This window comes from Amycolatopsis sp. SID8362 (assembly GCF_010550475.1).
Lineage (GTDB): Bacteria > Actinomycetota > Actinomycetes > Mycobacteriales > Pseudonocardiaceae > Amycolatopsis > Amycolatopsis eburnea.
Genome location: NZ_JAAGNB010001687.1, coordinates 1 through 3,698 on the forward strand (window position 1 = coordinate 1; position 3,698 = coordinate 3,698).

5 protein-coding genes are annotated in these 3,698 nt (G+C 73.0%); 2 read left to right on the top strand and 3 right to left on the bottom strand.

The window, feature by feature from the left end; all coding sequences use genetic code 11:
- The 3 genes from G3I65_RS51890 to G3I65_RS51900 all read right to left on the bottom strand — a co-directional run.
- Nucleotides 1-320: hypothetical protein (locus tag G3I65_RS51890; protein WP_160703418.1), on the bottom strand; the 320-nt coding region annotated here is incomplete at its 3' end.
- Nucleotides 321-327: 7 nt separating this feature from the next.
- The gene (locus G3I65_RS51895; RefSeq protein WP_160703420.1) at nucleotides 328-591 is read right to left on the bottom strand and encodes a hypothetical protein; all 264 of its coding nucleotides are present in this window, start codon (nucleotides 589-591) and stop codon (nucleotides 328-330) included.
- A gap of 59 nt (nucleotides 592-650) precedes the next feature.
- Nucleotides 651-1,658 carry a GTP-binding protein gene (locus tag G3I65_RS51900; RefSeq protein ID WP_160703422.1) on the bottom strand — a complete coding sequence of 336 codons (1,008 nt, stop codon included), beginning with the start codon at nucleotides 1,656-1,658 and terminating at the stop codon, nucleotides 651-653.
- 440 nt (nucleotides 1,659-2,098) lie between these two features.
- Here G3I65_RS51900 and G3I65_RS51905 point away from each other — a divergent pair, with 440 nt between their 5' ends.
- Both G3I65_RS51905 and G3I65_RS51910 read left to right on the top strand, forming a co-directional pair.
- Nucleotides 2,099-3,244, top strand: a complete 1,146-nt coding sequence (locus G3I65_RS51905) for a nitric oxide synthase oxygenase (RefSeq protein WP_160703426.1) — start codon at nucleotides 2,099-2,101, stop codon at nucleotides 3,242-3,244.
- A 104-nt stretch (nucleotides 3,245-3,348) separates the two neighbouring features.
- Nucleotides 3,349-3,698 (top strand): flavodoxin domain-containing protein (locus G3I65_RS51910; protein WP_160703424.1); only part of this gene is annotated, 350 nt, incomplete at its 3' end.

Genomic DNA, 3,698 nt, shown 5'->3' on the forward strand with positions numbered 1-3,698 from the left:
GACGGCGACGCGATCGCCCGCTTCACGCGCAGCTGCCCGAGGGTGGTGTGCCGCGGGGTCGGCAGCGCACCGGACACCAGGTGCAGGGCGCGGCCCGAGAGCCCCGGCGGCTTCCGGCGCGGCCCCCGGATGCCCTGGCCGGCCCACACCGCCACCGCCACCACCGGGGTGCCGATGGCGAAGACCCAGCTGAACGCCTCGACGACGTCGCGCGTCTTCTCCGACCACGAACCGATGAACGGCGTTCCCCAGACGACGGCCGACACCGACGCCGCGAGCAGCAGCACGGCGCCCGCGAGCCACCCCCACCGTCTCTTCACGCGCCGGCTAGACGCCCAAGTCCAGGGACAGCTGGGCGCGGTCCGCACCGTCCGCCGGCGCGCCGGACAACGTGGCGACGCACCCCGGGCAGGGCGTCAGCTCGGCCGTCGTCAAGTCGACCGGTTTCCAGCTGCGGGATTCGCGCTCGCCGCAGGCCGTGCGGCGGTAGCGGAGGTCGCCGGAGCGGGTCATCAGGTGGGCCAGGGGGACGTCTTCGGGCAGCACGCCGACCCGGTACCAGCGGGGTGTGCTCACCGCGGTGGTCGTCATGGGCGTCAGTGTCCGTCGGCCCGGGCGGGTCGGGAGCGCATTTGCCGGTCGTCGGCGTGTCAGGCCTGGTCGGGGAGGTAGCGGAGGATGTGCAGCAGGCCGCGCTCGTCGACGACCGACGGGTCCGGGGCCACGCAGCGCTCCAGGTCGGCCAGCACGGCGTCGGTGTCGAGGCCGGCGCCGATCAGCACCAGCTCGGTCCGGCGCGGCTCACGCGCGGGCCACGGCGACCGCGCCAGCTGCACGAAGCCGCCGACCGTGTGCAGGTGGAAGCGCGAATCGACGCCGAAGTCGGCCTGCCCCTTCATGCGGTAGAGCCCGGCCGGGCGGCGCTCCAGGAAGTCCACGAACGCGCGGGGCGCCAGCGGCGTCGCCGCCGTGAACGTGACCGTCTGGTAGCTCGCGTGCAGGTGCTGGGCGTGGTCGTGCTCCTCGCGCAGGTCGTCGAACGACAGCTGGCCGACGCGCTCGCCGCGGGGTTCGGGGTCGAAGAACAGCCTCGGGTCGACGCGGCCGTGCTCGGTGACCAGCAGGGGACGGCCCGGCGCCAGCTCTTCGACGACCGCCGTGAGCTTCGCGAGCGCTTCGGCGGACACCCGGTCGGCCTTGTTCAGCACCACGAGGTCGGCCAGGCGCAGGTGGTCGGCCAGTTCCGGGTGGCGCTCGCGGGCGGCTTCGAACTCGGCCGCGTCCACGACCTCGGCGAGCCCGCCGTAGCGGATGTCCGGGTTCTCGCTGGCGATCATCAGCCGGATGAGGTCGCGGGGCTCGGCGATGCCGCTGGCCTCGACCACGATGACGTCGATGCCCGCCTCGGCCGAGGAGAGCAGCGCGAGCATCGCGTCGAGGCCGCTCGCGTCGACGGCGCAGCACAGGCAGCCGTTGCCGAGCGAAACCATGGTGTCGACCTGGCCGGCGACCGCGAGCGCGTCGACGTTCACCTGGCCGAAGTCGTTGACCACGACGCCGACCCGGGCGCCCTCGCGGTTGGCGAGCAGGTGGTTGAGCAGCGTCGTCTTGCCCGCGCCGAGGAACCCGGCGACGAGGACCACGGGAATCCGGCTCACGCACGCGACTCTAACGTCGCGCGCGAGCGCGCTGATACACGGGGGACCGCGGCCCGGAAAGGCCGTTCGGCGAAAGCCCTCGAAAAGACGAAAGGTGGCCACGGGGAAAGGATCACGGTGGCCACGGTGTCCCCAGTGATCGATTGACCGGAAATGCGCTGCGCCATGTCCGAATGACGCTTGGTAGCAGTTTTTTCTCCGGGGTTTTCCCTGGCCGAAGCCGCATTCGGGGATTACCGGGATGGAATTCGCGATCGGGGGAGTGCGGCGCCCGGATCGTGGGGTACTCTCCCCGGCCTGGCCGGAGGTGCCGGGGGCGGCAGTACCTCCAGGACCGGCTCGTCGTCGGCGACCATCGGAGGAACGGTGAACCTTTTCGTCGGGGTGCAGATCACGATTCCGGAGAGTGGGGAGAAGCGGTGACCGTTACACCTGAGCGGGTGACGGCGCCGCTGCCGCTTTACCCTCAGCGCGTCTCGGGGGAACAGAGCGTCAATTCCGCGGAAGCGGAAGAATTCCTGGACCGGGTGTTCGCGGAGGGTGCCGCGGAAGCGGACGCGCGGTTCGAAACCCGCCTCGCCGAGGTACGCGCGGAAATCGCCGAAACGGGTACCTACCGCCACACCGCGGCCGAGCTGGCGTACGGCGCGCGCCTCGCGTGGCGCAACTCGGCCCGCTGCATCGGCAGGCTGTACTGGCGCGGCCTCCGCGTCCGCGACCGGCGGCGGGTCACCGACCCCGCGGCGATCGCCGGCGAATGCGTCGCCCACCTGCGCCAGGCCACCCGCGGCGGGCGGATCCGCCCGACGGTCACCGTCTTCGCGCCGGACACGCCCGGAAAACCGGGGCCGCGCATCCACAACGAGCAGCTGATCCGCTACGCCGGGTACCGCCTCGACGACGGCTCGGTCCTCGGCGACCCCCGCAACGCCGGGTTCACCGAACGGGTGCGAAGACTCGGCTGGCGCCCGCCGGAGCGAAAAGGGTCCTTCGACGTCCTCCCGCTGCTGGTCGAGGCGCTGCCCGGGGAACCGCGGCTGTTCACGCTGCCGCCGGACGCCGTGCTGGAGGTCCCGCTCACCCACCCCGACCACCGCTGGCTCGCCGGCCTCGGCCTGCGCTGGCACGCGGTGCCGGCGATCAGCGACATGCCGCTGGAGATCGGCGGGGTCACCTACCCCGCGGCGCCGTTCAACGGCTGGTACCTCGGCACCGAGATCGGCGCCCGGAACCTGGCCGACGAGCAGCGCTACGACCTGCTGCCGGTCGTCGCCGAGCTGATGGGCCTGCCGACGACGTCCGAGCGCACGCTGTGGCGCGACCGGGCGCTGGTCGAGCTGACCCTGGCGGTCCAGCACTCGTTCGACGCCGCCGGCGTGACCATCGCCGACCACCACACGGAGTCGCGGCGGTTCCTGGCCCACCTCGAGCGCGAGGAGCGGGCGGGCCGCCGGTGCCCGGCCGACTGGAGCTGGATCGTGCCGCCGGTGTCCGGTGGCCAGACCGCGGTGTTCCACCGCTACTACGACGAGCCTGATCCCGCGCTGCGTCCGGCGTTCTTGCCACCCGCGCGCACGGGAGAGTGAACGAGGGACCCGCGAGCCCACGAAGAGCAACGCGGGTGCGCCCGTATGGCGGATCGTGACCGGCCCGCGCCGCGGTCCGGTCCGCCAGGGCCGACAATGGGACGATGTCCCTGGTCCTCGTCGCCTACGCCGGGCGTCACGGCGGAACCCGGCAGATCGCCGAGGTGATCGCCGCCGAGCTCGGCGGGACCGGCCTGACCGTGGACGTGCGCGACGCCGCCGACGTCGCCGGGGTGGCGGACTACGCCGCGGTCGTCGTCGGCAGTGCCCTGTACTACGGCCGGTGGCGGCCGGAGGCGGTCCGGTTGCTGGAGCGCAACGCCCGGGCGCTGGCCGAGCGCCCGGTCTGGCTGTTCCACAGCGGACCGTGCGGTCCGGACGCCGCCGGGCGGCAGGTCAGCCTGCCGCCGAACGTCGCGTTGCTGGCCGCGCGCATCGACGCCGAGCGCACCGC

What these genes read in the sequence shown, in the direction of transcription:
- G3I65_RS51895 (WP_160703420.1), bottom strand. Translation starts at nt 591, where the DNA reads ATGACGACCACCGCGGTGAGCACACCCCGCTGGTACCGGGTCGGCGTG.